The organism is Microbispora sp. ATCC PTA-5024 (assembly GCF_000511135.2).
Classification (GTDB): domain Bacteria; phylum Actinomycetota; class Actinomycetes; order Streptosporangiales; family Streptosporangiaceae; genus Microbispora; species Microbispora corallina.
The window spans coordinates 23,635-50,352 of the sequence record NZ_KI866523.1; the positions used below are offsets into that span (position 1 = coordinate 23,635).

The following is a 26,718-nucleotide window of genomic DNA, read 5'->3' on the forward strand; positions in this document are numbered from 1 at the left end:
CCCTCTCAGAAGGCGAACGAGCGGTCGACGGCGTCGAGCACCCGGTCCAGGTCGGGCAGGTAGTACTCCTCCAGACGGGACGGCGGGTACGGCGTGGAGAACCCGCCCACGCGCAGGACCGGAGCCTCCAGGTGGTAGAAGCAGGTCTCGCTGATCCGGGCGGCCAACTCGGCCCCGAAGCCGGTGAAGACGGGGGCCTCGTGGACCACCACGCACCGGCCGGTCCGCTGCACGGAGCCGACGAGCACGCGCATGTCGAGCGGGTTGAGCGAGCGCAGGTCGACGACCTCCAGGTCGCGCCCCTCCTCCTCGGCGGCGGCCGCGGCCTCCAGGCACGTCTTCACCATCGGCCCGTACGCGAAGAGGGTCAGGTCGCGGCCGGGCCGGACGATCCTGGCCCGGTCGAGCGGGAGGCCGGGCGCGGCGAGGTCGACCTCGGCCTTGTCCCAGTAGCGGCGCTTGGGCTCGAAGAAGATGACCGGGTCGTCGCAGCGGACGGCCTCCTGGATCATCGTGTACGCGTCGGCCGGGTTGGAGCAGGCCACCACCCGCAGGCCGCCCGTGTGGGTGAAGTGCGCCTCGGGCGACTCCGAGTGGTGCTCGACGGCGCCGATGCCGCCGCCGCACGGGATGCGGACGACGACCGGCAGCTTGAGCGCGCCGAGCGAGCGCAGCGGCATCTTGGCGAGCTGCGTGATGATCTGGTCGGCCGCCGGGAACACGAACCCGTCGAACTGGATCTCGCACACCGGCCGGTAGCCGCGCAGGGCCAGCCCGATGGCGGTGCCCACGATGCCCGACTCGGCGAGCGGCGTGTCGATCACGCGATCCTCGCCGAAGTCCTTCTGCAGGCCGTCCGTGACGCGGAAGACGCCGCCGAGCTTGCCGACGTCCTCTCCCATGACGAGGACCTTGGAGTCGTCCTCCATCGAGCGGCGCAGCCCCTCGTTGAGCGCCTTGGCGAGCGTCAGTGTCGTCATCGCTCGAACCCCGCGAGGTAGGTGAGGTACTGCTCGCGCTCCTCGTCGAGCAGCGCGTGCGCCCCCGAGTAGACGTGCTGGAAGATCGCCTCCGGCCGGGGGTCGGGCAGCGCGAGGCACCGGCTGCGCACGTCCTTGCCGAGGGCGTCGGCCTCGGCGTCGATCTTCTCGAAGAACTCCTGGTCGGCCAGCTGGTTCTTGAACAGGTAGGCCTTGACGCGCTCGATCGGGTCCTTGAGCTTCCACGCCTCCAGCTCGTCGGCGAGGCGGTAGCGGGTGGGGTCGTCGGACGTGGTGTGCGCGCCCATGCGGTAGGTGAACGCCTCGATCAGCGTCGGGCCCTGCCCCTCGCGCGCGTTCTGCAGCGCCCGCCGGGTGACCGCGAGACAGGCGAACACGTCGTTGCCGTCGACCCGGACGCCCGGGAAGCCGAAGCCGGACGCCCGCTTGTACAGCGGGATCTTCGACTGCTTCTCCAGGGGCTCGGAGATGGCCCACTGGTTGTTCTGGCAGAAGAACACGATCGGCGCGTTGAACACCGACGCCCAGATGAACGACTCGTTGACGTCGCCCTGGCTGGTGGCGCCGTCGCCGAAGTAGACGATCGTGGCGGCCTCGGCGCCGTCGCGCTGGATGCCCATGGCGTACCCGACCGCGTGCAGCGTCTGCGAGCCGATGACGATCGTGTACAGGTGGAAGTTGTGCTCCGCCGGATCCCAGCCGCCGTGGTTGACCCCCCGGAACAGGCCGAGGAGCTTGACGGGGTCGACGTCCCTGCACCAGGCCACGCCGTGCTCACGGTAGGTGGGGAAGGCCATGTCGGCGTCGGTGAGCGCCCGGCCCGAGCCGATCTGCGCCGCCTCCTGCCCGAGGAGCGAGGCCCAGATGCCCAGCTCGCCCTGCCGCTGGAGGGCGACCGCCTCCAGGTCGACGCGGCGGACCAGGACGAGGTCCCGGTAGAGGGAGCGGACCTCTTCCGCGGTCAGCTCGATGTCGTAGTCGGGGTGCTCGACCCGCTCACCCTCCGGGGTGAGCAGCTGTACGAGCTCCGGGGGTGCGTCAACACCGCGAGGGGCGTCGGCTGTCACGTGCCACTCCTGTGCGTCTTGGGCCGTCCACGTGTGGGGTCGCCACCGCCGGGAGGCCGGGTCGTCGCGCGCACGGCCACTGGGGTGGGCGGCCGTCCGCTTCTGCGGACATCGTGGCAGAGGTCACACCCCATCGCGCAAGTCTCCGCCATGAGCTCCACACCTTCCCGATTCCCGTACGGCCGTCGCCCACACTCTCTCAGGACCCGCGGCCACCCGACCCCTCGGGCACCAGACGTACCAGGTCGGCCTCCGGGGGCGGGGCGCGGGTCGTCGCGGCGCCCTCGCGGGCGGGCACTAGTCTTGAACGGAGTCAACCACCCACCTGGAGGAACATCGTGGCGCGCGTCATCGTCGACGTCATGCTCAAGCCGGAGATCCTCGACCCGCAGGGCCAGGCGATCGCCCGGGCGCTGCCGCGACTCGGCTTCTCCGGCGTGTCCGGCGTACGGCAGGGCAAGCGGTTCGAGCTGGAGCTGGACGGCCCGGCCGACGAGGCCGCCCTTTCGGACGTCCGAAAGATGGCCGAAACGCTGCTGGCCAACACGGTGATCGAGGACTTCTCGATCCGCGTCGAGGGCTGAGTGACCGATTTCACATCGGCCAAGAACTGACATAGCCGCATATAAGGGACATGGGGTTGCCCAAAACCCAGGTCAGTGACGTGTTCTAAATAACAGGCACGTGATTTTGCGGTTAGCCCTGATTCATAGGGGAAGCCTTCCTTGGTGACCTTCGACACCGGGGAGGGGTCCGGTGGATATTGAGTTCTCGCTGGCCATGCCAAGGGACGCGATCGGCATCCCGATGGTCCGCCGAGTCGTGGGCGACGCCCTGCGATCGCTCGGCGTGACCGAGGAATGCGTGTCGGACATCCTGCTGGCGACGTCCGAGGCCTGCGCCAACGCGGTGCGGCACGGCGGTCCCGCGAATCGGTACGAGGTCATGGCCACCATCGGCAACGGCCGCTGCGAGCTGCGCGTCGCCGACCGGGGGGAGGGGCTGCACACGATCCCCAGGCAGTACCCCCCGGGCGACGCCGAGAACGGCCGGGGAATTCTGATCATGCGGGCCGTCGTCGACGACGTCTCCTTCGACATCACCCCCGGCAGGGGCACCACGGTGCGGATGAGCAAGGAGCTCGACTGGGACGAGGACGCGATCGCCCACCATCTCACGCTCGACCGGCAGCTGGCCGCCGTCTGACCTCGGATGGCCCTCTGACCTCGGGCCGCTCCGCTTCCGGCGGGGCGGCCCATCTCATGGTTTCGATACCCTGAGGTGTACCGCCACAGACCGCCGTCCGGCCATGGACGGTGGCGTGCGCCTTGGAGGGAACACGTGAGCGAGCGGAGCTGGCTGCGCGACCGCGGCTTCGGGCCGGCAGGCGAGGAGGAGGCATGAGCGCCGCCCGGGTGGGCGTCGTCACCTTCCCCGGAACACTTGACGACCAGGACGCCGCGCGGGCCGTACGGCTGGCCGGCGCGCGGGCCGTGCCGCTGTGGCACGCCGACCACGACCTCAAGGGAGTCGACGCGGTCTTCCTACCCGGCGGCTTCTCCTACGGCGACTACCTGCGGTGCGGGGCGATCTCGCGGTTCGCGCCGCTGATGGGCGAGCTGATCCCCGCCGCACGTGCCGGGCTGCCGGTGCTCGGCACCTGCAACGGCTTCCAGATCCTCTGCGAGGCGCACCTGCTGCCCGGGGCGCTCACCCGCAACGAGGGCCTGCACTACATCTGCCGCGACCAGCGGCTGCGGGTCGAGACCGCGGCCACGGCGTGGACCACGGAGTTCACCGCCGGCCAGGAGATCGTGCTGCCGATCAAGCACGGCGAGGGCCGGTACGTCGCCGACGCCGCGACGCTGGAGGAGCTCGAGCGCGAGGGCCGGGTGGTCTTCCGCTACCTCGGCAACCCGAACGGCTCGCTCAACGACATCGCCGGGATCACCAACGAGTCCAGGACCGTCGTCGGCCTCATGCCCCATCCCGAGCACGCCGTCGAGGACCTCACCGGCGCGCCGAGCGTGGACGGGCGCGGCCTGTTCACCTCGATCCTCAAGAGGCTGGTGAACGCATGACCCTCGACACCGTCGGGCGCGCCGGTCAGACGCCGGACGAGCGGCAGCCGTACGCCGAGCTGGGCATGAAGGAGGACGAGTACCAGCGGGTGCGCGAGATCCTCGGCCGCCGGCCCACCAGCTCCGAGCTGGCCATCTACTCGGTCATGTGGAGCGAGCACTGCTCCTACAAGTCGTCCAAGGTGCACCTGCGGCAGTTCGGCACCAAGGCCCCCCACTCCGACGCGCTGCTCGTCGGCATGGGCGAGAACGCCGGCGTGGTCGACATCGGGGACGGCTGGGCGGCCACCTTCAAGATCGAGTCGCACAACCACCCGTCGTACGTCGAGCCGCACCAGGGCGCCGCGACCGGCGTCGGCGGCATCGTCCGCGACATCATGTCGATGGGCGCCCGCCCGGTGGCCGTGATGGACGCGCTGCGCTTCGGCGGGGCCGACCAGCCGGACACCCGCCGGGTGCTGCCCGGGGTCGTCGAGGGCATCAGCCACTACGGCAACTGCCTCGGCCTGCCCAACATCGGCGGCGAGGTCGCCTTCGACCCCTGCTACATCGGCAACCCGCTGGTCAACGCCCTGTGCGTGGGCCTGCTCCGCAAGGACCAGATCAAGCTCGCCACCGCCCCCGGCCCGGGCAACAAGGTCGTGCTGTTCGGCGCCCGCACCGGCGCCGACGGCATCGGCGGGGCCTCGGTGCTCGCGTCGGCCACGTTCGAGGACGAGTCGCAGGCCAAGCGGCCCGCCGTCCAGGTCGGCGACCCGTTCATGGAGAAGCTGCTGATCGAGTGCTGCCTGGAGCTCTACCAGGCGGACGTGGTCGTCGGCATCCAGGACCTCGGCGCGGCCGGCGTCTCCTGCGCGACGACCGAGCTGGCCGCCAAGGGCACCGGCGGCATGCGCGTCGACCTCAACCTCGTCCCGCTGCGCGACCCGACGCTGCGGCCCGAGGAGATCCTGATGAGCGAGTCGCAGGAGCGCATGATGGCGGTCGTCACGCCCGACGACATCCCCGCCTTCATGGCGATCTGCGAGAAGTGGGACGTCCCCGCCACCGTCATCGGCGAGGTGACCGACACCGGCCGCCTCGTCATGACGTGGGACGGCGAGGTGATCGTCGACATCCCGCCGGGAACGGCCGCCGACGACGGCCCGGTGTACGAGCGTCCGCTGCGGGAGCCCGCCGGGCAGGCCGCGCTGAACGCCGACGGGCCGGAGCGGCTGCCCCGCCCCGCGGACCTGCGGGAGACGCTGCTGACCCTGCTCGGCTCGCCGAACCTCGGCTCCAAGGAGTGGGTGACCTCCCAGTACGACCGGTACGTCCGGGGCAACACGGTCCTCGCCCAGCCGGCCGACGCGGGCATGCTGCGCATCTCGGAGGCCATGCCGGGGGCCCAGGAGACCACCCGCGGGATCGCGCTGGCCACCGACGGCAACGGCCGCTACGCCAAGCTCGACCCGTACACGGGGGCCCAGCTCGCGCTGGCCGAGGCGTACCGGAACGTCGCCGTCACCGGGGCGCGGCCGCTCGCCGTGACCAACTGCCTCAACTTCGGCTCGCCGGAGGACCCGGAGGTCATGTGGCAGTTCGGCGAGGCCGTCCGCGGCCTGGCGGACGCCTGCAGGACCCTGGGCGTGCCGGTGACCGGCGGCAACGTGTCCTTCTACAACCAGACCGGCTCGACCGCCATCCACCCGACGCCCGTCGTCGGCGTGCTCGGCGTGATCGACGACGTCGCCCGGCGGGTGCGGTCCGGCTTCACGGCGCCCGGGCTGCGCGTCGTCCTCCTGGGCGAGACCCGGGAGGAACTCGGCGGCTCGGAGTGGGCGCACGTCCTGCACGGCCACCTCGGCGGGCTGCCGCCGGAGGCCGACCTGCCTGCCGAGCGGGCGCTGGCGTCGGTCCTGGTCGCCGCCGCGGCCGACGGGCTGCTGGAGGGGTCCCACGACCTGTCCGACGGCGGGCTCGCCGTCGGCCTCGCCGAGGCCTGCCTCGCCCTGGGCGTGGGCTGCTCGGTGGCGCTGCCCGGCGAGGACGCCTTCGTCGGCCTGTTCAGCGAGTCGGCGGCCCGGGCGCTGGTGTGCGTGCGGCCCGAGGCGTTCGACGCGCTCGCCGAGCTGTGCCTGCGGCACGAGGTCCCCTGTTACGGCCTCGGCGCCACGGGCGGGGACTCACTCGCGGTCGAGGGCGTCCTGGAGATCCCCGTCGAGGAGCTGCGCGCCGCCCACACGGGCGCCCTGCCCGCGATCTTCGGCTGAGGCCGCGCACCTATCGGAGAACGACGAAGGCCCTTCCGGTAACCCCTCCGGAAGGGCCTTCGCTGTTCGCCGTACGCCAACGCCTCGTCGCGTACGGCGAGTTCGCGGGGCGCTGCCGGCGGAGCCCTCCGGCTCCACCGGCCACCCGAGCATGTGTGTCAGGCCGTCATGCAGATTACGTAGATGGTGCCGGTCGTGTTCTTGCCGCTGACCCTCCAGCCGGTCGCCTTGCCGTTGACCAGGTACGGGGCGCTCGCGGTGATCTGGGGGGCGTTGCCGTTGGCGACGTAGCCGCCACCCGTGGCGATCTTCCCGGTGCCGCACGACAGGGTCTCGGTGCCGCCGTTGCCCGGCAGGTTGAAGCTGTCGGACAGGGTGGTGACCGTCGCCGAACCCGCCGGGCCGGCCGGGCCCTGCGGTCCGGCGGGACCCTGCTTGCCGTCGTCACCCTTCAGGCCCTGCGGGCCGGCCGGGCCGCGCTCGCCCTGCTCGCCCTTCGGGCCCTGCGGTCCGGTGGCGCCGGTCTTGCCGTCGTCGCCCTTCGGACCCTGAAGACCCTGCGGGCCGGCCGGACCGCGCTCGCCCTGCTCGCCCTTGGCGCCCGCGGGACCGGTCTCACCCTTGGGTCCCTGCTCGCCCTTCGGGCCCTGCGCGCCGGTGTCGCCCTTCGGGCCCTGCGGACCGGCCGGGCCGGTCGCGCCCGTGGCGCCCTTGGGACCCTGCGGACCGGTCCTCCCCTGCAGGCCCTGCGGGCCCTGCTGGCCGGTCGCGCCCTGCAGGCCCGTGTGCCCCTGCGGACCGGTCTGGTTCCACGACACCTTGTACTCCGTCGGCTTGCACGTGGTGGTCACGCCGACCAGACGCACGTACCGCGTCGACTTGTTCACGCAGGCGTAGAAGACCGTGCCGCTCGCCGACGAGGCGGTCGCCGCACCGCCCAGCACGAGCAACGATCCGACCACGGCACCCGCCGTCACAAGACCGACGGTGCGCCCGCCCGGCAACCTGATAGCCACGGGATATCCCTTTCTTAAGCACAGAGGTGCGTGATGCGAATGAAAGACATGTGATTCACGCGCCACGGAACCGGACGGTTGGCGGACGAAACATCACGTATACGCATCGGGTCTGCGAGTAATCCTGCGTAGTCAAGGAATGGCCCGCGTACGGCAGCATCGGCATAATCAGCGCGCAGGCAGGCCGAGCGACCTGTGGAGGAGACCGTGTCCCCCGTACCCCCCGGGCCGTCAGTGCCTCCGGTTCCCCCGGAGACGAGCCGTCCCCCGGCGGCCCCCGCCGCCGCTCCCGCGCGTCCCGGTGCGGCCCCGCCACCCGGGCCGTACCTCCCGCCCGCGACCCAGCCCGTACGGGGCGTCGTGTGGGCCGTGCACCTGGCCCTGCCGCTGCTCGGCCTGTGGCTGCTGCTCGCCCACCCCGGCATCGACGTGCAGTGGCACGACAACCTCGGCCACTTCTGGCTGATCCTCGTCGTCGCCGGGGTCAACGTCGTGCTCGGGGCGCTCATCGGGCGGGCGTCGGCGCGGCGGCGCGACGCCCGCCTGCTGCTCGTCTCGCTGGTCTTCCTCACCAGCGCCGGGTTCTTCCTCCTCCACGGCCTGTCCACGCCGCAGGTGTTCCATCCCACGGGCACGGTGGGGTTCGACCTCGCCCAGCCGGTGGGCCTGGCGATCGCCTCGGTGTTCGCCTTCGTGTCCGCGCTCCCGCTCAACGAGCGCGCCGCCGCCGCGGTGCTGCGTGCCCAGGCGCCGCTCAGGGCCGGGCTCGGCCTCGTCCTGGTCGCCTGGGGCGTCGCCTCGCTGGTGCCCCCGCTCAGCGAGCCGCTCCCGCCCCACGGCACCGGGCTCGGCCTGTTCGCCCTGGTGGGCGTCGCCCTGTACGTCGTGGCGGCCGTCATGATGTTCCGGCTGCACCGCAGGCGCCCGGCGGCCGTGCTGATCAGCCTCATCACGGCGTACGCGCTGCTCGCGGAGGCCATGCTCGCGGGGATGTCCCACCGCAACTGGCACCTGTCGTGGTGGGAGTGGCACCTGCTGCTGACCGTCGCCTTCCTGTTCGTGGCCTACAGCGCGTACCTCCAGTTCCGGCGCGAGGGCGCGGCCGGCGGGCTGTTCGACGCCGTGGCTCTGTCGGCCACCGCGCGACGCATCCAGGCCGACTACGAGCGCGCGCTGGAGGAACTCGTCGCCCACCTGCGCGGCGGCACCCGATCGGGAGCGCCGATCAGCACCCGCCTGGCCGGGCGTTTCCGGCTCACCGAGGGGCAGGCGGCCGTCCTCGACCGGGCCGGCGCGGCGCTCGCCGCCGAGCGGGACCTGTCGGAGCGGCTGGGCGCGCTGGTCGACGTCGGCCGCCAGGCCCGGGTGGGCCTGCCCGAGGCCGACCTGCTGTCCGCCGCCCTCGGCCGGGTGCGCCGCGCGTACGGCGACGTACGGCTGGCCCTGGTGCGGGGCGGCCGCCTCGTCCCGTACGACGGACCGGCGGGCGGCTTCCCGGACGCGCGGGAGCTGGACGAGGGGCGGGTCGTCGCCGCGGACGGCCGCGTGGTCCACCCGCTGACGGTCAAGGGACGGCTCGCCGGGGCCCTGTCGGTCCCTGTGGGCGTGACGGCCCAGGACGAGGCGCTGGCGGCCACGCTGGCCGGCCAGATGTCGATCGCGCTGGAGAACGCCCGCCTCTACCAGGAGATCGAGACGCTGTTCCGCCAGTACATGTCCCCCGACGTGGCGAACGGCCTGCTCGCCGACCCCGACCAGGCGGCGCTCGGCGGCAGCCTCACCGAGGTGACGGCCCTGTTCGCCGACCTGAGGGGGTTCACCACGTTCTCCGAGCGGGTCTCCCCCGGCGAGATCGTCGAGATGCTCAACCGCTACCACACGGCGGCCGTGCCGTGCGTCCTCGGCAACGGCGGCACGATCGTGCAGTTCGTCGGCGACGCGATGCTCGCGCTCTTCAACGCCCCCGCCCAGCAGCCCGACCACGCGGCCCGGGCCGCGCAGGCGGCGCTGGAGCTTCAGGAGGCCGCGGCGCGCGTGTCGCGGGAGGTGGTCGCCGAGCAGGCGGCGGGCCGCCTGTCCCGGGTGGAGTGGCCCGCCTTCCGGGTGGGCGTGAACACCGGGCCGGCCCTCGTGGGCAACATCGGCAGCCCGGAGTTCCGCGGGTTCAACGCGATGGGCGACGCCGTCAACGTCGCCGCCCGCCTGCAGGCCCTGGCCGAGCCGGGCACGGTGGTCATCGGCCAGAGCACCCGCGACCTGATCGGGCCGGCCCGGGTCGTGTCGCTCGGCGACCTCAGCCTGAAGGGCAAGGAGAACACGGTCCACGCGTACCGCCTGGTGGCGCTGGGCTGATCCGCGAGCCGGGCCGCCGGGGTGCGAAACGCGCTTTACGGGCGGCGGCCCGGAGGCCAACACTGGGCACGCACCAGTCGCGATCGGGAGGTACGGGGTGACCACCAGGCCGGAACCCGGCGAGTTCCTCGCCCTGCTGACGCCGGAGGAGGCGGCCGACCTGCGGACGGCCGGCCGTACCCGCCGGTGGGAGCGCGGGGCGACCGTGATGAACGAGGGCGAGACCGGAGACTGGGTCCTCGTGCTGACCTCCGGACGCGTCAAGGTGTCGTCGCACACCGCGGGCGGCACCGAGGTCGTACTGGCCGTACGCGGGCCCGGCGCGCTCCTCGGCGACATGTCGGCCCTCGACGGCGATCCGCGGTCGGGGACGGTCACCGCCCTCGAGCCCATCGAGGGCCTCGTCGTGCACGACTTCTCCGGCTTCCTGAACGAGCACGGCCGGGTCGCGGTCATGCTCATGCGGCTGATCGTCGGCAGGCTCCGGGACGCCGACCGCAAGCGGGTGGAGTACGGCGCGTTCGACACCACGGGCCGCGTCGCGACCCGGCTGGTGGAGCTCGCCGAGCGGTACGGCGAGCAGACGAGCGCGGGCGTGCGGGTGGCGCTCCCGCTGTCCCAGGACGAGCTCGCGGGGTGGACCGGAGCCTCCCGGGAGGCCGTGAGCAAGGCGCTGCGGACGCTGCGCGACCGCGGGCTCATCGAGACCGGCCGCCGCCGGGTGATCGTCTACGACCTGGACGGCCTGCGCAAGCGGGCCCGCTGACCCCCCCGGCCGGCCCTCCCCGCCCCTGACCCCGGGCCCGCTGACCCCTGACCCCTGATCCCAGGGCCCGCGATCCCCGGCCACGGCACGGCCGGACCCCTGTTCCGCGGGCCCGGCCGTTCCGGCGCGGCCCGCCGGCCTGGGGCGTCGCGAAGCAGGCCGACCCTCGGGATCATCCGGACGTACGGCGTACGTCACAATCGACGGCATGGCCGACGCCCTCCTGGAATCCGGCTCCCCCGATCGCACCGCCGTCCTCCGGTACGCCTGGCGGGTCTGCTCGGTCACCGGGCTCGGTCTCGTGCTCATCGGCGTCAGCTCCAGCACGCTCAACGTGGCCCTGCCCGCTGTCGTCCGGCACTTCGACGCGGGGCCGCTGGCGTCCGGCTGGGTGCTGCTGGCCCACCTGCTGGTGAGCACGGCCACGCTGGTCTTCTTCGGCCGGGTGGCCGACCTGCTCGGCAGGCGGGAGATCTACCTGCTCGGCTTCGCCCTCTTCACGACCGCGTCGCTGCTCGCCGGGCTGGCGCCGGGCATCGGCGTGGTCATCGCCATGCGGGCGCTGCAGGGCCTCGGCGCGGCCATGATCCTGGCGAACGGCACGGTCATCATCACGGACGCCTTCCCGCCCGACCGGCTCAGCCAGGGGATGGGCGTCTACATGGCGACGCTGTCGGTGGCCCAGCTCGCCGGGCCGACGCTCGGCGGCCTGATCGCCGAGACGCTGGGCTGGCGCTGGATCTTCTGGATCAACGTGCCCGCCGGCCTGGCCGCCCTCGTCTGGGGCGCCGCCGTGCTCAGGAGGACCCCGGCCGGCCCGCGGCAGCCCGTGGACGCGCTGGGGAACCTCGTCGTGTTCGCCGCGCTGTCGGCGGCGCTCATCGCGATCAGCCAGGGCGAGCCGTTCGCCGGCGTCCTGGCTCTCGCGCTCGGCCCCCTCCTCCTGGTGATCGAGCGCCGGGCCCGCAACCCGGTGCTCAACCTGGCCCTGTTCGGGGGTCGCATGCTGGTCTTCGCCAACCTGGCCTCGTTCGGCAACGCGCTCGCGCGGTCGTCGCTGATCCTGCTGGCCGGGCTCTACTTCCAGGCGGCCCGCGGGGTCGACGCGCTGGCGGCCGGCGTGGGCGTCCTGCCGGTGCCGATCGGCATGACGATCGCCTCCCCCATCGCGGGCGCCCTCGGCCGCCGCGTCTCGCCGTACGCGCTGTCGGTGGGCGGGTGCCTGCTCACGGCGGGCGGGCTGCTGGTCCTCACGCTGTCGGCCGGCCCGGCAACGCCGTACTGGGTCGTGGGGACCGGGCTGTTCGTCGCGGGCTGCGGCAGCGGGACCTTCCTGACCGGCAACACCACGCAGGTCATGACCGCGCTGCCACCGGGCACGCTGGGCGTGGTCAACGGCTTCCGCGTCATGATCATGAACATCGGGGTCGTCCTCAGCGTGGCCACCACGCTGACCGTGCTGACCGGCGCGGTCCCGCCGGGGCTGCGCGGCCAGGTCTACGCGGGGACGCTCTCGCGGGTGTCCCCGGTCGCGCTGGAACAGCTCATGGCCGGCTTCCGGCGGACCTACCTCGTGCTGTTCGCGGTCGCCGTGCTGGGAGTCCTGTTCGCCGCCATGGCCTCCACACCGCCCATGAGCAGGTCGACGCCGAAGGCGTAGTACCGGTCCACGTCGGGCTCCTCGGTGATGGTGGCCGCGAAGGCGACCATGCAGGGGAACCGGTCGGGCGGCAGCGCCTCCAGCATGAGCCGCTTCTGCCTGCGCCACTCGGCCGCCTCGGCGGGCGTGAACTGCACGGGACATCCCGGCTCTGCCTTGACCAGCGAGAGCGTGCCGTGCAGGAGGTACGACGAGACGAAGTACGCCTCGCTCAGCCCGAAGCCGGCCCGGGTCAGCAGGTCGAGGGCGGCCTCGGTGGCCCGGACGAAACTGGGCACCGCCTCCTTCTCGATCAGCGGGAAGATGTCCGCCAGCGGCGGATGCCGGCGCAGCACCCGCACGAGCGCCTCGATCATCCCGCGCAGCCGCACCGCCCACGGGTCCTCGGGGTCGATCGCCGGCGTCACCTCGGCAAGCACGTGGTCGGCCACGCCCTGGAGCAGCTGGTCCTTGTTCTTGAAGTGCCAGTAGAGGGCCATCGGCGTGACCCCCAGCTCCTGGGCCAGCCGTCTGATCGTCACGGCCTCGAGCCCCTGGGCGTCCGCGAGCGCGATCGCCTTCTCCACCACGGCCTGGCGGGTCAGCCTGTCCGCATTACCCATGGCTTCCGCTCCTCGTTCCCTCCGGGGACTTGACAACTATACGCCGTACAAGGTCTCCTATGCACCGTACATGTACGCCGTACATGTACCTCGTACAAGAGGAGAGCTGATGATGGGCAGATGGTGGGCGCTCGTCGCGGTGTCGCTCGCGACCTTCATGACCTACTTGGACAACAACGTCGTCAACGTGGCGCTGCCGACGATCCAGAGGGACCTCGGGCTGTCGATCTCCGGCCTTGAGTGGATCGTGAGCGCGTACATCCTGGTGTTCGCCGGCCTGCTGCTCGTGGGCGGCCGGATCGCGGACGTGTTCGGGGCGCGGACCGCGTTCTTCGCCGGGCTTGCGGTCTTCACGCTGTCGTCGGTGGCGGCCGGGCTGTCGGGCGGGCAGGAGGCGCTCATCGCCGCCCGGGCCCTCCAGGGCGTCGGCGCGGCGCTGCTGACGCCGTCGTCGCTGGCCCTGCTGCCGAAGATCTTCCCCGACCCGCGCGAGCGGGGGACGGCCGTCGGCGTCTGGAGCGCGGTGGGCGCGCTCGCGCTCGCCATCGGCCCGCTCACCGGCGGCGTCCTCAGCGAGAACGCCGACTGGGGCTGGATCTTCCTGATCAACGCCCCGATCGGCGTGATCACCGCGATCGTCGGGCTGCGGTCGATCCGGGTGCGGCGCGACGCGGGGGCTCGCGCCGGGCTCGACCTCCCCGGACTCGCGTCCTCCGCGGTGGCCCTGTTCGCGCTGACGTACGCGCTGATCGAGGGCGCGTCCCGCGGCTGGACCTCTCCGGTGATCCTCGGCTCGTTCGCGCTCGCCGCGGTGGCCGCGGCCGCGTTCGGCGTCGTCGAGTCCCGGGTGGCGCAGCCGATGATCGACCTCACGCTCTTCCGCGAGCGCGTCTTCAGCGGCGGCCTGCTGTCGATGGGCCTGTGGGCCTTCGGGGTGTTCGGGATCTACTTCTTCACGGCCATCTACCTGCAGAGCGCGCTCGGGTTCAGCCCCACGGCCGCGGGCGCGGGCTTCGTGCCGATGGCGCTGCTCACGGCCGTGCTCGCCACGCTGTCGCCGCGGATCGCCGAGCGGTTCGGCAGCGGCCGCACGGTCGCCGTGGGCCTCGGCCTGATGGCGGTCGCCGTCGGCGGCCTGTCGGGCGCCGGTGAGGGCAGCGGCTACCTCGACCTGCTCCCCTGGTTCCTCCTGTACGGCGCGGGCGCCGGCCTGCTCGTCCCGCTGACCAACGTCGTGCTGGGCGCGATGCCGGCGGCCAGGGCCGGGGTCGCCTCCGGCGTGCTGAACGTCTCGCGCGAGGTCTTCGGGCTCCTCGGCATCACGATCCTCGGCGCGATCATGAGCGCCCGCGAGAGCGCGGTGGCCGGCCCTCCCATGCACCGGTTCCTCGAGGCGTACCAGTTCACGCTGCTGGTGGCGGCGGCCATCATGCTCGTGGGCGTCCCGGTCAGCCTCTTCTCGCTGCGCCGCGCCGGGACGGCGGCCGCGCCCGCCGCGTCCCCCGCCGCCGAGCCCGCCCTCGCCGAGCCGATCGCCTGAGGGGACACAATGGGCGGGTGCCGCCACGCAGACTGGACCCCGGGAAGGTGAGGGACGCGCTGGACGCCCAGCTCGTCGAGTTGGACAGCCCGCCGTTCGACGGCCCCGACAGCGCCGCGGCGGACGCCTGCGTCCGCGCGGTGCTCGCGGCCTACGACGCCGGCCTGACGCCGGTCCGCGAGGCCGCCAGGGCCGCCGTACGGCACCTGCTGGAGGAGCTGGCGGCTCTGGCGCCCGGCCGCTCGGTGGAGGTGCGCGTCCCTCCCTACGCGGCGGTGCAGTGCGTGGAGGGGCCCCGGCACACCAGGGGAACCCCGCCCAACGTCGTCGAGACCGACCCCCGCACCTGGCTGGAGCTGGCCACCGGCCGTCTCACCTGGGCCGGCGCCACCGCCGCGGGGAAGATCTCCGCCAGCGGCTCCCGCGCCGACGTCTCGGAGTGGCTGCCGCTCCGGTGACGCGGTCTCAGGGGCCGCCGAGTTTGCCCTCCAGGCACCGCTGCGCCGCCTCCTTCGTGGGGTAGCGGACGGGGTCGAGGCATTCGCCGAGGTTCCTGGACTGGTACCAGTTGTAGATCAGGACCCCCAGCACCACCGCGAGGACCAGGGTCAGCACGCTCAGCACGAGCCCGGCGACGGCCCGGCCGCGATTGGAGTTCCGGGCGATGGCGATCGCCCCGAGGACGGCCCCCACCACCGCGACCAGCGTCCCCACGCCGCACACGAACAGCAGCACGAAGGCGCAGACGCCCAGCACGAGCGACGCCGTGCCGAGCCCGCCGCCCGTGGGGGGCGGAGGCGGCCAGCCCACCCCCCGGGCCGTCCCGGGCGGCGGCGGGGGCATCTCCCCGTACGGCGGCTGTCCGTACGGGCCCGGAGGCCCCTGAGGGCCTTGGGGGCCCTGGCCGTACGGCGGCGGCGTCTGTCCCTCCGGCCCCGGGCCGTACGGCGGCGGCGTGGGTCCTCCCGGCCTCGGGCCGTACGGGCCGGAGGGCTCCTCATGAGGGCCGCCCTCACCGGGCGCGGGCCCCTCGTGCGGCTCGCGGGGCCGGTCGGGGTCGTCGGGTGTCGCCACGGTGGTCACTCCCGTACCTGAATATCGGGCATGCCGGAAGGCCCAGACTCTCCCGTGAACCCCCGCCTGAGCAGGGGCGACACGGTAAAGAGCGGTCGATCGTTTCGGTGCCGTCCGGGCATGGGGGGGTTCGAGCAGCGGCGATGCCCAAATAGACTCAGGTACGTGTTGAAGGGCGACGGCCGGCTGGGCCATGACCTCGACCCTCAGGACCGCGGACCTCAGGACGCCTGTGGCGTCTTCGGCGTCTGGGCTCCTGGGGAGGACGTCTCCAAACTCACCTACTACGGCCTCTACGCGCTGCAGCACCGCGGGCAGGAGTCCGCGGGCATCGCGGTCAGCGAGGGCAGCCGCATCCTCGTCTACAAGGACATGGGCCTGGTGGCCCAGGTCTTCGACGAGTCGATCCTCGGCACCCTGCGCGGGCACCTGTCGATCGGGCACTGCCGCTACTCCACGACGGGATCGAGCGTCTGGGAGAACGCGCAGCCCACGCTGAGCTCGACCGACGGCGGCGGGCTGGCGCTCGCCCACAACGGCAACCTCATCAACACGGCGCAGCTCGCCGAGCGGCTGGCCCCCGGCGCGATCCGGGCGACCACCGACACCGAGGTGCTCACCGCCCTGCTCGCGCAGGACGCCACGCGCCCGGTGGACGACGTCGCGGCCGAGCTGCTGCCCGAGGTCAAGGGCGCCTACTCGCTCGTCTGGATGAACGAGACGACCCTGTTCGCGGCCCGCGACCCCCAGGGCATCCGCCCGCTCGTGCTGGGCCGGCTGGAGCGCGGCTGGGTGGTCGCGTCCGAGACCGCCGCCCTCGACATCGTCGGCGCGTCGGTGATCCGCGAGATCGAGCCGGGCGAGCTGCTCACGATCGACGAGCGGGGCGTCCGCTCGCGCCGGTTCGCCGAGGCCAACCCCAAGGGCTGCCTGTTCGAGTACGTCTACCTGGCCCGTCCCGACACGACCATCGCCGGCCGCGGCGTGCAGTCCACGCGGGTCGAGGTCGGCCGCGAGCTCGCGCGCGAGCACCCCGTGGACGCCGACCTCGTCATCCCCACGCCCGAGTCCGGCACGCCCGCCGCCATCGGCTACGCCGAGCAGAGCGGCATCCCGTACGGCCAGGGCCTGGTGAAGAACTCCTACGTCGGCCGGACCTTCATCCAGCCGTCCCAGACCATCCGGCAGCTCGGCATCCGCCTCAAGCTCAACCCGCTGCGCGAGGTCATCGAGGGCAAGCGGCTGGTCGTCGTCGACGACTCCATCGTCCGCGGCAACACCCAGCGGGCCATCGTGAAGATGCTGCGCGAGGCGGGCGCCATTGAGGTCCACGTGCGGATCTCCTCGCCGCCGGTCGCCTGGCCCTGCTTCTACGGCATCGACTTCGCCACCCGCGCCGAGCTGATCGCCGGGTCCCTGTCGGTCGAGGAGATCCGCTCCTCGCTCGGCGCCGACTCCCTCGGGTACATCTCCATCGAGGGGCTGACCCGGGCCACCACGCTGCCGGCCGACCGGCTCTGCCGGGCGTGCTTCGACGGGCGGTACCCGATCCCGATCGAGGACGACCGCGTGGGCAAGTTCGTCCTGGAGGCCCGGCGATGACGAGCTACGCCGCCGCCGGCGTGGACATCGAGGCCGGTGACCGCGCGGTCGAGCTGATGAAGACGCGCGTCGCCCGCTCGCGCCGCCCCGAGGTGCTCGACGACGCCAGCGGCTTCGCCGGGCTCTTCGACGCCTCGGCGTTCCTGCGCTACAAGCGGCCGCTGCTGGCGACCAGCACCGACGGCGTCGGCACGAAGGTCATGCTGGCCCAGCGTCTCGGAAAGCACGACACCATCGGCATCGACCTGGTCGGGATGGTCGTCGACGACCTCGTGGTGTGCGGGGCCGAGCCGCTGTTCATGACCGACTACATCGCCTGCGGCAAGGTCGTCCCCGAGCGGATCGCCGACATCGTCGGCGGCGTGGCCGAGGGCTGCCGCCTCGCCGGGTGCGCGCTCGTGGGCGGCGAGACCGCCGAGCACCCCGGAGCCATGGGCCCGGACGAGTACGACCTAGCGGGCGCCGGCACCGGCGTCGTCGAGGCGTCCGAGATGCTCGGGCCGCACCGGGTCACGCCGGGGGACATCGTGCTGGGGCTGGCCTCCAGCGGGATCCACTCGAACGGATACTCCCTGGTCAGGCACATCGTGGCGACGGCCGGACTCGACCTGGAGCAGGACGTGCCCGAGCTCGGCCGCACGCTGGGCGAGGAGCTGCTGGAGCCGACCCGCGTCTACTCGCTCGACTGCCTGGCGCTCGCCCGGGAGACCGAGGTCCACGCGATGGCCCACATCACCGGCGGCGGGCTCGCGGCCAACCTGGCCCGTTCGCTCCCTCCGACCGCCGACGCCCTGCTCGACCGGGACTCCTGGACGCCTCCGCCGATCTTCCAGGTCCTGGCGGGGCACGGCGGCGTGCCGCAGGAGGAGATGGACCGCACCTTCAACCTGGGCGTGGGCATGTGCGCCATCGTGTCCGAGGCCGACGCCGACCGGGCGCTCGCGCTGCTGGAGGAGCGGAACGTGCCCGCGTGGGTGCTCGGGCAGATCGTCCCCGGCACCGGCCGGGCCGTCTTCCGGTAGGGACCCCGCCCGGCGCCGGGCGGGCTGTCCGGCGACGAGCGGGGTCGCGCGGCTCGCCGGAGAAACACCACCAGGCGCTCCGGCCCTGCCGGAACGCCTGGACGGTTGGGACATGACGACCATCCGGCCGGGCTGTGGACCCGCCGGAGACGGTCATCAGGTGATCAGGAACGGATCAACGTCGCCCGTGACGGTCGCTCTCGCCATCGTCGTCGTCATCGACGGCGTAGTCGGCGTAGCGATCAGCCAACTCTTCGTAAGGGTCATGCTCGTCGTTGTGGCCGGAATCGTCCTCGTCCACGACTCCGAGCTCCGCGCGCAGGCGCTCAAGATCTGTGCCGCCGCTGTTGTACTTCAGCTGGCGGGCGACCTTGACCTGCTTGGCCTTGGCTCGGCCGCGCCCCATTGGCTCGACCCCCTCATGCGGGGTCGTGCCCGACCCCTCGTCACTAACGCACCGCGCACCGACGCCACCTGACTTCAGGCGTCAGTCTCTCGTTCGCCTATTACCGTACCTGGTTTGTGCGCCGCTCGGTACGTCGTACGAGCGGCGCCGGTCAGCGCCGAAGCCAAATACCCCTTAGCCGACCGACTTCCGACATTCTGCGCTCTGCCAGCCTATCCGCTGCCGCCCCCGGAGGGACGCCTTCCTCCTCGGCCATCTCGAAGATCTTCGCGGTGGTGTCGAAGATCTTGGCGGCCCGCGCCCGGGCCCTGGCCATGTCGAACCCCTCGATCTCGTCCGCCACCTGGATGACCCCGCCGGAGTTGACCACGTAGTCGGGAGCGTAGAGGATGCCGCGCTCCGCGAGCTGCTTCTCGACGCCGGAATGGGCGAGCTGGTTGTTCGCGCCACCACAGATGATCTTGGCCTTGAGCCGGGGGACGGTGACGTCGTCGAGCGCGCCCCCCAGCGCGCAGGGGGCGTAGACGTCCAGGTCGGACGCCGACAGCGTCGCCGCGTCGGCCACCACGTGGACCCCGGGGTGCCGCCGCGCCACCCGCTCGACCGCGCCCTCGTTCACGTCGCAGATCACGACCTCGGCGCCGTCCTCGATCAGGTGGTCGACCAGGCGGTGGCCGACCTTGCCGACCCCCTCGACCCCGACCCGGCGGCCGCCGAGGGAGGGCGTGCCGTACACGTGCCGGGCCGCGGCCCGCATGCCCTGGTACACGCCGAAGGCCGTGAGGATGGAGGAGTCGCCGGCGCCGCCGTGCTCCGGGGTCCGCCCCGTGACGTAGGAGCACTCCCGGGCGACGACGTCCATGTCCTCGCTGTAGGTGCCCACGTCGCAGGCGGTGTAGTAGCGGCCGCCCAGCGACTGGACGAACCGGCCGTACGCCCGCAGCAGGGCCTCGCTCTTGACGGTCGCGGGGTCGCCGACGATCACGGCCTTCGCGCCGCCGAGGTCGAGCCCGGCCAGCGCGTTCTTGTACGCCATCGCCCTGGAGAGGTTGAGGACGTCGGCGAGCGCGGCCTGCTCGCTCGCATAGGGGTAGAACCGGGTACCGCCGAGGCCGGGCCCGAGGGCGGTGCTGTAGATCGCGATGATCGCGTACAGGCCGCTGGGCTCGTCGGCGCAGAACACGACCTGCTCGTGCCTGCCCGGATGGACGGGGTTCGCGTCGCTTCCTGGGCTGGGGTCCTTGTGGGAGAGCCCGAAGACGTCGGTCACGGTGGTGACTCCTGGTCGTCTCTGGTCGCCGCCTCGTTGCGACGACTCCCTCCCAGCTTAGCCAGCCCATGGCAAAACGATCTTGGAAAGCGCGCCCGGTGCTGCACAGGCCCGCGGCGGCGTGGCACGATTCTGGTGTGCTCCCCTACGCCGCCTATCTCCGTGTGTACGAGCCGCTGACCGCTTTCACCCCTCAGGACCGGGCGCGGTGGGCCCGGTACGCCGAGTCCCGCGACCGCCCCCGGCGGGCCGGCGCGCTGGAGGTCGAACACGGCGAGTCGGTCCGCCGGCTGCTGTCCGTGCCACCACTGCCCGCGCCCGAGCGGGAGAGCCCGAACGCCTACCTGCGCCGCGTCGAGGACACGCTCTACGTCTGCCCCTGGCAGAGCAGGCTGCGGTCGTGGCTCGCGTTCACGACGTTCCGGGGGAGCGTGCCGGTCAAGCTCGCCCACCGGTTCGTGCCGCAGGCCATCGCCGAGCAGACCGCCGACGACTTCGACCGGTTCAAGCGCGGGGAGCCCTCGCTGCGCACCCACATCAGGACGAGCACCTGGCAGGTCCCCACCTCGTGGTTCGTCCCCTTCGACTCGGCGGAGCGGTGGCTCGTGCTGGGCGCGGAGGAGTCGGCTGAACACGCCGCCCCGACCACGACCGCGCCGCCGCGCAACATGCTCTACGTCACCTCGATGGCCCAGGCGCGCCGCCGGGTGGCCCGGGCCCTCGTCGTGATCCGCCGCCACGTGGGCCAGGTGTCCACCCTCGGCGAGGTCGAGGAGGTGGGCCGCTGGCTGGAGGAGTTCCACCCCCACTCGCTGGTGGAGCTCGACTACGGCGGCCTCGTCCACCTCATGGACGACCAGACCCTGCAGGGCGACCAGTCCGTGGCGGAGGTGTCGACCGCCCTCGCGAGTTTGGACAAAGGTCAGGAAGAACTTGCCTACGCGATGTACCAGCGCGTCATCCTCCGCTGGAGATCAGTGAAGGCCCTCGAAACGGCAAACTGAGCGTAATCGCCAGTCTCTGACCTGCAGTTTCTGGTCAAGGGATGTTCGATCTCACATCTACGAACTGAGTAGTTTGCCGTTTTCACTGCGATACCACGAAACGTGTCGCTAGAATCACCCAGCGTGACATCAACATGTGGTCGAGACGTTGCGCCCCAAGGGCTCGCCAATCGCACTACGTGGCTGTATGGTCACATCGGGTGATGCCGCAAATGATCCTAGAAACCGCACGTTTTTGATCATTGAGGACATCCGTGACAAGCGCCAGACAAGTCGCAAGGATCGCTCTCGGCGGTCCACACGGAGGAGAGGCCGCACAAATGTCAGCTCGTACACCCGAGGCCGAGCCACTGCTCACCCCGGCGGAGGTCGCCACGATGTTCCGGGTCGACCCCAAGACCGTCACTCGGTGGGCGAAGGCCGGCAAGTTGACGTCCATCCGCACGCTCGGGGGGCACCGGCGCTACCGGGAGACCGAGGTCCGGGCGCTGCTGGCGGGCATACCGCAGCAGCGGTCGGAGTAGGACGGGGAGCGTCGCCGCACCAGGGGGGAAGTACCGGCGCGCTCGCGTCGCCATGGATGTGAGCGCGTCCGCCACAGTCCCGTGACCGCCATGGGTCACGGGACGATATGGGGCCGGCGCCGCCCGCCCGGCGCCTCCCCGCCGCCCCGGTGCGCGCTCCCCAGCGGCGAGTCCGTCCGGCGCAGCAAGCAGGTCCTGCCCGGCGACACCGCCCGGCGCCACCCCGGAGCAGCACCCCCTGCCCGGCACGTCCGCCGTCCCGGCACGTACCGTGACCGTGATCCGCCGCCGGACTCCGCGTGACCGTCGCCGCCACGGCGCCCGTTCCCTCACCTGCCATCCGTTCCCTCACGTGGGCGCCGCCGCTCGGGCAGGGATCGTGGCCCGCCACGCGACTCCGCTCAGCCGTCCGGCCCGGTCCCCCGCTGCGTTCCGCCACGTGCCCCCCGTTCAGGTTCGCCGATGACCGTCACCCGCATCGGGCCGCGGCCCGTACGCCGTGCAGCCGGACGGGCGTCATCCGTCCAGGAGCGTGTGCGCCAGGCGCTCCACCTCGTCGTCGTGCCCGGCCGCCACCCGCAGCAGGGCGGCCATCTGCTCCACCAGCAGGCGTTCGAGCTCCGCCCGCTCCATGTCGCGGTGCTCCAGCCAGTCGAGGCCCGCCGTCTCCACCGAGGCGATCCACGACCGCAGCGTGGTGCGGAGCACCGGCCCTGGGTCGGTCACCCGCATCTCGTTCATGATCAGGTGCAGCATCCGCCGCCGCACGCCGTCCACGATCTCGCCGATCTCACCGGCGCGGTTGGCGGGCCCGCCCCTGAGCAGGGCGGCGAACCCGGCCGCGTGCTCCTCCACGAAATCGAAGTAGCGGCGCAGCCCGCGGGCGAGCTCCTCCATGGGCCGTCCGCCGCCCTGGGGCTGCAGCCGGGCCTCCAGCTCCTCGGCCGCGCTGCGCAACGCGGCCACGTACAGCTCCTGCTTGCCGCCGAAGTAGTGATAGACGAGGGCTCGTGACGCGCCGGCCGACAGGGCGACGTCGTCGATCGACACGTCCTCGGCGTCGTGCCTGCTGAACAGCTCCAACGCTGCCGCGATGAGCTCCTCCCGCCGCCGGTCGACGCTGAGCCTGCGCCGTGCCGGCCGTGCGCCGTCCTCCGCTTGGCGTGTGGCACCCACACCTCGAACCCTAACGGGTGGAGTCCACAGCGGGCGCGCTGCCCTGATCAAGAGATCCTCTCAAAGGGGCTCCCGGAAGGGGCCGCGTTCCCACCTCCGGGCTAGCCTTCCCAACGCCTGATTAAGAGGAAGGAAGACGCGTTACTGCGATCTACCCGTACCCTCTGGGCAACTCGATCGTTTGGTGTGTCAGGTGCACGTCCACGCATCGTGGGGAGAACCATGTCAGGACCGTCCATGCAGACCACTGCCCGGAACGTCGCGGTCTCGTTACCCGACGGGGGGCTGTCCGATGGGTTCAGCCCACGGCCACGGCCGACGATCCGCAACGTGGCGGAACGGGCCGGGGTCTCGAAGTCGCTGGTCTCGCTCGTGCTGCGGGGTTCGCCGCACGTGAGCGAGCACCGCCGTGAGGCGGTCCTGCAGGCCGCGAGGGAGCTCGGCTACCGTCCCAACGCGGTGGCCCGCAGCCTGGTCGAGGGACGCACCCACCTGGTGGGCGCCCTCGTGGCGGACCTGCACAACCCCTTCTACGCGGAGTTCCTGGACGGCCTGCAGGAGAGCCTGCACGGCGACGGCCTGCGCCTGCTGATCGGCAGCGGGCGCTGGGACCCGGCGTTCGAGGACGAGGCCGTGGAGGCCTTCCTGGAGCTGCGCGTGGACGGGCTCGTGCTGCTCGGCGTTGCGCCGTCCAGCGACACGCTCGCGGAGGCCTCCGCCTACACCCCGACCGTGGTCGTCGGCGAGCGGGACGTGGAGCTCGAAGGCGTCGACATCGTGGTGGACGACGACCAGCTCGGCGCCCGCCTGGCGGTCGACCACCTCGTGGAGATGGGCCACCGGCGCATCGCCCACATCGAGGGCACGCCGTCCTCGGCCGCCCGCTGCCGGTGCGAGGGCTACCTGGTGGCCATGCGCCGCCACGCCCTCGCGCCGTACATCATGGTCGAGCACGGGGACTTCACCGAGGAGGGCGGCCGGCGCGCGGCCCTGGCCCTGCTGCAGCGTGACCCGCGGCCGACCGCGATCTTCGCGGCCAACGACATCGTGGCGATGGGCGTGCTCACGGCGGCGAGCGAGCTGGGCCTTCGGGTGCCGGAGGACCTGTCGGTGGTGGGCTACGACAACACCCACCTCGCGGCGGTCACCCACATATCGCTGACCAGCGTGGACCAGCCCAGGCGGGCGATGGGCCGATCGGCCGCCGCCCTGCTCAGCGACCGCATCTCCGAGCCCGGCAAGGTGGCGCGGCTGCGCCAGGTCACCCCGCAGCTCGTGGTGCGGCGCAGCACCGGGCCGGCTCCAAGGGATGACCAAGGGTAGGTCAATCCCCGACGTGTCCCCTCGCGGCGGTGTTCACTCGTACCGTGACGCCGACCCCCGGCGGGTCGCCGACGGCAACCCGCCGGGACGGCGACCGCATGTCGCGAGAATCGGGGGGATTCATGCGTGATCCTGAGTTGGTCTCCTGCGCTCAGCGGGCGGCCGGCGAGCTCGAGCGGGCCTGGGCGCACTGGCGCGAGACCCGGGGACTGAGCGGCGACGAGCTCGCCGACTCCGTGGCGAGCTACGTCGCTCACTCGATCGACCATCCGTGGGGACGTCCCCGGGTGGTGCTGGGCCTCGACGCCGAGGACGCCCGCGAGCTGGCCGCGCTCCTGCACAGCCAGGAGGCCGCGGAACCGGCCTGGGTGGGGCGCTTTCCGGCATAACGGTCTGGTCACGAGCCGAATCCGCGTACGTTAGGAGGACGTGCCTCCGCGAAGGGATTCGAGCGTGATCAGACGACCACATGCCGCCGCAGTCCTGGGCCTGTGCGGGCTTGGAGCAGTCGCCTGCGGCGGCACGGCGGTCTCGGGTGCGGCGGCCTCCGGCCCCTCCACGCCGCCGTCGGCGCCCACGTCACGCGAGGTCCCCGCGAGCGGCGGGGCCGCGGACTCCGCCCGGACCGCCAGCACGTCGTCCGCGCCCGCCAAACCGCTGGCCGGCAAGGTCGTCGTGATCGACCCGGGCCACAACGGCGGCAACTACCGGCACCCGGAGATCATCAACAGGCAGGTCGACATCCTCACGGAGAAGAAGGCCTGCGACACCACCGGGACGTCCACCAACGACGGCTACGCCGAGGCCGCCTTCACCTGGGACGTCTCCAGCCGCCTGGCGAAGCTGCTGCGGGCCCAGGGCGCCACCGTCAAGCTCACCCGCACGGGCAACACGGGCGTCGGGCCGTGCATCACCCAGCGGGCGGCCATCGGCAACCGGGCGAAGGCCGACGCCGCGATCTCCATCCACGCGGACGGCGCGCCCTCGGCCGACCACGGCTTCCACGTCATCATGCCGAAGAAGATCCACGGCCCGGTCGACCCGGTCGTCGCCGCCTCCAGGCGTCTGGGTATCACGGTCCGCGACGCCTTCCACGCGGGCACCGGCATCGCGTACTCGACGTACATCGGCACGACCGCGCTCAACTACCGCAGCGACCTCGGCGGGCTCAACCTGTCGACGGTTCCCAAGATCTTCATCGAGTGCGGGAACATGCGCAACGCCGGCGACGCCGCGAGGTTCAAGGACCCCCGGTTCCGCCAGCGCATCGCCGCCTCCCTCGCCAAGGGCCTGCAGAGCTACCTGCGGTGAGCGCCGCCGCGGGCGATTTGGCATGATCTGCGGCATGAATCGCCTCCTCCCCCGTCCTCGCACGGTCGAGAGCAGGCCGGGGTCGTTCGCGCTCCCGCCCGGCTCCGCCGTGGCCGGTCCCGCCGCGCTCGCCGACGCCGTACGGCTCGCCGTGCCTGTGCCGGACCTGCGGCCCGGCGGCCCGGACGCCGCCGTACGGGTGGAGGAGGACGTTCTGCTGGGCCCCGAGGCGTACGAGCTGGAGATCGAGGACGACGGCGTGCGGATCCGCGCCGGGGACCGGGCCGGCGCCTTCTACGCGGCGCAGACGCTGCGACAGCTGCTGCCCGTGGACGCCTACCGGGCGGCCGCCCTGCCGGGGGTGTCCTGGGCGGTCCCGCATGGGCGCGTGGCGGACGCCCCGGCCTTCTCGTGGCGGGGGGCGCACCTCGACGTGGCCCGGAACTTCCTGCCCAAGCGGGAGGTGCTCCGCCTGGTCGACCTGCTCGCGGTCCACAAGCTCAACCGGCTCCACCTGCATCTCGCGGACGACCAGGGGTGGCGCGTCGAGAGCCCGGCGTACCCGCTGCTGCACGAGGTCGGCTCACATCGCCCCCGGACGATCGTCAGCCACTACGGCGAGGAGCCCGCCTTCGACGAGGTCCCGCACGGGGGCTACTACACGCTGGCCGACGTCGCGGAGATCGCGGCGTACGCCCGGGCGCGGGCCGTCACCGTCGTCCCGGAGATCGACGTGCCCGGACACGCGTCGGCGATCCTGGCGGCGTACCCGGAGCTGGGGGTCCGGCCCGGCGAGCGGCACCGCGTGCTGGACCGGTGGGGCATCTCGCCGGCCATCCTGTCTCCGCTGCCCGCCGCGGTGGACTTCCTCACGACCGTGTTCGGCGAGATCGCCGGGGCCGTCGGCGACGTGCCGTACTTCCACATCGGCGGCGACGAGTGCGTGCTGGACGACTGGGCCGCCTCTCCCGAGATCTCCGCGTACCGGGCGGAGCTGGGCCTGGAGACCGTGGGCGACCTGCACGCGTGGTTCCTGCGGCGGCTGGCGGACGCCCTGGCCGAGCGGGGCAGCCGGGCGGTCGTGTGGGACGAGGCGTTCGTCAGCGGCCGGCTGAGGCAGGACACGATCGTGATGCCGTGGCGCGGCCCGCAGGTCGGCCGCCGGGCCGCGGCGGCCGGGCACGACGTGGTGGCGACGCCCGTCTTTCCGCTGTACTTCGACTACGCGGAGGCCGCCTCGCCCGAGGAGCCCGCCGGGCTCGGCGACGCCGTCACGGTCGCCGACGTCGCGGCCTTCGCCCCGGCGCCGCAGGACTGGACGGCCGGGGAGCGGGCGCGGGTGATCGGGGCGCAGTTCCAGCTGTGGAGCGAGCGCATCCCGGACGGCCGGACGCTCGACTACCGCGCCTGGCCGCGGGGCTGCGCCGCCGCCGAGGTCGTCTGGACGGGCGGCCCGGCGGGTGAGGACTTCGGCCCCCGCCTGAAGGACCACCTGGCCCGCCTGGACGCCTTCGGGGTGGAGTACCGCCCGCTCGACGGGCCCCGGCCCTGGCAGCGCGGCGGCGGGTGGCGGCGGCACCGGCCCGGCGCGGTCGTCGTCGGGGACGTCATGCGCCACCTCGACGAGCTGACCCACGCGGCCGACTCCACCCGGCCCAGCATGTGACCG

The 26,718-nt window shown here is 72.5% G+C and carries 25 protein-coding genes; 17 read left to right on the plus strand and 8 right to left on the minus strand.

The window, feature by feature from the left end; all coding sequences use genetic code 11:
* Positions 1-5 precede the first annotated feature (5 nt).
* The gene (locus tag MPTA5024_RS12530) at positions 6-980 is read right to left on the minus strand and encodes an alpha-ketoacid dehydrogenase subunit beta (protein ID WP_036324085.1); all 975 of its coding nucleotides are present in this window, start codon (positions 978-980) and stop codon (positions 6-8) included.
* Positions 977-2,068 (minus strand): pyruvate dehydrogenase (acetyl-transferring) E1 component subunit alpha, encoded by a 1,092-nt coding sequence (gene pdhA / locus MPTA5024_RS12535; protein ID WP_036324086.1) that lies wholly within the window; start codon positions 2,066-2,068, stop codon positions 977-979. The genes MPTA5024_RS12530 and pdhA overlap by 4 nt, the downstream gene beginning before the upstream one ends.
* A gap of 338 nt (positions 2,069-2,406) precedes the next feature.
* On the opposite strand from pdhA, the gene purS reads away from it, so the two are divergent.
* The 4 genes from purS (at position 2,407) to purL (ending at position 6,401) form a co-directional block, all read left to right on the plus strand.
* Positions 2,407-2,652: a phosphoribosylformylglycinamidine synthase subunit PurS gene (purS, locus tag MPTA5024_RS12540; protein ID WP_036324087.1), complete on the plus strand. Its 246-nt coding sequence runs from the start codon at positions 2,407-2,409 to the stop codon at positions 2,650-2,652.
* A gap of 172 nt (positions 2,653-2,824) precedes the next feature.
* The gene (locus tag MPTA5024_RS12545; RefSeq protein WP_036324088.1) at positions 2,825-3,274 is read left to right on the plus strand and encodes an ATP-binding protein; all 450 of its coding nucleotides are present in this window, start codon (positions 2,825-2,827) and stop codon (positions 3,272-3,274) included.
* A 194-nt stretch (positions 3,275-3,468) separates the two neighbouring features.
* A complete protein-coding gene (purQ, locus tag MPTA5024_RS12550; protein WP_036324091.1) occupies positions 3,469-4,149 on the plus strand; it encodes a phosphoribosylformylglycinamidine synthase subunit PurQ in 681 nt (226 codons plus the stop codon).
* A complete protein-coding gene (gene purL, locus MPTA5024_RS12555; RefSeq protein ID WP_036324093.1) occupies positions 4,146-6,401 on the plus strand; it encodes a phosphoribosylformylglycinamidine synthase subunit PurL in 2,256 nt (751 codons plus the stop codon). The genes purQ and purL overlap by 4 nt, the downstream gene beginning before the upstream one ends.
* A 158-nt stretch (positions 6,402-6,559) precedes the next feature.
* Here the strand turns inward: purL and MPTA5024_RS12560 are convergent, their stop codons facing one another.
* A complete protein-coding gene (locus MPTA5024_RS12560) occupies positions 6,560-7,417 on the minus strand; it encodes a hypothetical protein (RefSeq protein WP_198167132.1) in 858 nt (285 codons plus the stop codon).
* A 207-nt stretch (positions 7,418-7,624) separates the two neighbouring features.
* Here MPTA5024_RS12560 and MPTA5024_RS12565 point away from each other — a divergent pair, with 207 nt between their 5' ends.
* From MPTA5024_RS12565 to MPTA5024_RS12575, 3 genes are all read left to right on the plus strand, one after another.
* Entirely contained in the window at positions 7,625-9,769 is a 2,145-nt protein-coding gene (locus MPTA5024_RS12565) for an adenylate/guanylate cyclase domain-containing protein (protein WP_232326445.1), read from the plus strand.
* Between the two features lie 97 nt (positions 9,770-9,866).
* The gene (locus MPTA5024_RS12570; RefSeq protein WP_036324095.1) at positions 9,867-10,535 is read left to right on the plus strand and encodes a Crp/Fnr family transcriptional regulator; all 669 of its coding nucleotides are present in this window, start codon (positions 9,867-9,869) and stop codon (positions 10,533-10,535) included.
* 208 nt (positions 10,536-10,743) lie between these two features.
* Positions 10,744-12,195 (plus strand): MFS transporter, encoded by a 1,452-nt coding sequence (locus MPTA5024_RS12575; protein WP_036324097.1) that lies wholly within the window; start codon positions 10,744-10,746, stop codon positions 12,193-12,195.
* Here MPTA5024_RS12575 and MPTA5024_RS44240 read toward each other — a convergent pair.
* Entirely contained in the window at positions 12,102-12,797 is a 696-nt protein-coding gene (locus tag MPTA5024_RS44240) for a TetR family transcriptional regulator (protein ID WP_051458106.1), read from the minus strand. The two genes, MPTA5024_RS12575 and MPTA5024_RS44240, sit on opposite strands and share 94 nt — an antisense overlap.
* Before the next feature lie 109 nt (positions 12,798-12,906).
* Here MPTA5024_RS44240 and MPTA5024_RS12585 point away from each other — a divergent pair, with 109 nt between their 5' ends.
* The gene (locus MPTA5024_RS12585) at positions 12,907-14,337 is read left to right on the plus strand and encodes an MFS transporter (RefSeq protein WP_036324099.1); all 1,431 of its coding nucleotides are present in this window, start codon (positions 12,907-12,909) and stop codon (positions 14,335-14,337) included.
* A 17-nt stretch (positions 14,338-14,354) separates the two neighbouring features.
* The gene (locus MPTA5024_RS12590) at positions 14,355-14,795 is read left to right on the plus strand and encodes a sterol carrier family protein (protein ID WP_036324100.1); all 441 of its coding nucleotides are present in this window, start codon (positions 14,355-14,357) and stop codon (positions 14,793-14,795) included.
* Positions 14,796-14,802: 7 nt separating this feature from the next.
* Here the strand turns inward: MPTA5024_RS12590 and MPTA5024_RS40825 are convergent, their stop codons facing one another.
* Complete coding sequence (locus tag MPTA5024_RS40825; RefSeq protein WP_157099443.1) at positions 14,803-15,411, minus strand: hypothetical protein; 609 nt, start codon at positions 15,409-15,411, stop codon at positions 14,803-14,805.
* Positions 15,412-15,576: 165 nt separating this feature from the next.
* On the opposite strand from MPTA5024_RS40825, the gene purF reads away from it, so the two are divergent.
* Positions 15,577-17,013, plus strand: a complete 1,437-nt coding sequence (purF, locus tag MPTA5024_RS12600; RefSeq protein ID WP_036324101.1) for an amidophosphoribosyltransferase — start codon at positions 15,577-15,579, stop codon at positions 17,011-17,013.
* Positions 17,010-18,035 (plus strand): phosphoribosylformylglycinamidine cyclo-ligase, encoded by a 1,026-nt coding sequence (gene purM, locus MPTA5024_RS12605; protein ID WP_036324103.1) that lies wholly within the window; start codon positions 17,010-17,012, stop codon positions 18,033-18,035. Before purF ends, purM begins: the two co-directional genes overlap by 4 nt.
* A 175-nt stretch (positions 18,036-18,210) precedes the next feature.
* Here purM and MPTA5024_RS39535 read toward each other — a convergent pair whose 3' ends face one another.
* The gene (locus MPTA5024_RS39535) at positions 18,211-18,441 is read right to left on the minus strand and encodes a DUF3073 domain-containing protein (protein ID WP_084369665.1); all 231 of its coding nucleotides are present in this window, start codon (positions 18,439-18,441) and stop codon (positions 18,211-18,213) included.
* A 151-nt stretch (positions 18,442-18,592) separates the two neighbouring features.
* Entirely contained in the window at positions 18,593-19,711 is a 1,119-nt protein-coding gene (locus tag MPTA5024_RS12615; protein ID WP_036324107.1) for a Leu/Phe/Val dehydrogenase, read from the minus strand.
* 137 nt (positions 19,712-19,848) lie between these two features.
* Between MPTA5024_RS12615 and MPTA5024_RS12620 the strand changes: the two genes are divergently transcribed.
* Together MPTA5024_RS12620 and bldC are read left to right on the plus strand one after the other, a co-directional pair.
* Positions 19,849-20,715: a hypothetical protein gene (locus MPTA5024_RS12620; protein ID WP_036324110.1), complete on the plus strand. Its 867-nt coding sequence runs from the start codon at positions 19,849-19,851 to the stop codon at positions 20,713-20,715.
* A 320-nt stretch (positions 20,716-21,035) separates the two neighbouring features.
* Positions 21,036-21,239, plus strand: coding sequence for a developmental transcriptional regulator BldC (gene bldC, locus MPTA5024_RS12625; protein WP_013133571.1), 204 nt, complete (start codon positions 21,036-21,038; stop codon positions 21,237-21,239).
* A gap of 516 nt (positions 21,240-21,755) precedes the next feature.
* On the opposite strand, the gene MPTA5024_RS12630 is transcribed toward bldC, so the two are convergent.
* Positions 21,756-22,415: a TetR/AcrR family transcriptional regulator gene (locus MPTA5024_RS12630; protein WP_232326446.1), complete on the minus strand. Its 660-nt coding sequence runs from the start codon at positions 22,413-22,415 to the stop codon at positions 21,756-21,758.
* Between the two features lie 222 nt (positions 22,416-22,637).
* On the opposite strand from MPTA5024_RS12630, the gene MPTA5024_RS12635 reads away from it, so the two are divergent.
* From MPTA5024_RS12635 to MPTA5024_RS12650, 4 genes are all read left to right on the plus strand, one after another.
* Positions 22,638-23,738 (plus strand): LacI family DNA-binding transcriptional regulator, encoded by a 1,101-nt coding sequence (locus tag MPTA5024_RS12635; RefSeq protein WP_036324114.1) that lies wholly within the window; start codon positions 22,638-22,640, stop codon positions 23,736-23,738.
* A gap of 122 nt (positions 23,739-23,860) precedes the next feature.
* The gene (locus MPTA5024_RS12640) at positions 23,861-24,127 is read left to right on the plus strand and encodes a hypothetical protein (RefSeq protein ID WP_036324117.1); all 267 of its coding nucleotides are present in this window, start codon (positions 23,861-23,863) and stop codon (positions 24,125-24,127) included.
* Between the two features lie 64 nt (positions 24,128-24,191).
* A complete protein-coding gene (locus tag MPTA5024_RS12645) occupies positions 24,192-25,049 on the plus strand; it encodes an N-acetylmuramoyl-L-alanine amidase (RefSeq protein ID WP_051458108.1) in 858 nt (285 codons plus the stop codon).
* 34 nt (positions 25,050-25,083) lie between these two features.
* Entirely contained in the window at positions 25,084-26,715 is a 1,632-nt protein-coding gene (locus tag MPTA5024_RS12650) for a beta-N-acetylhexosaminidase (protein WP_036324120.1), read from the plus strand.
* Positions 26,716-26,718 lie beyond the last annotated feature (3 nt).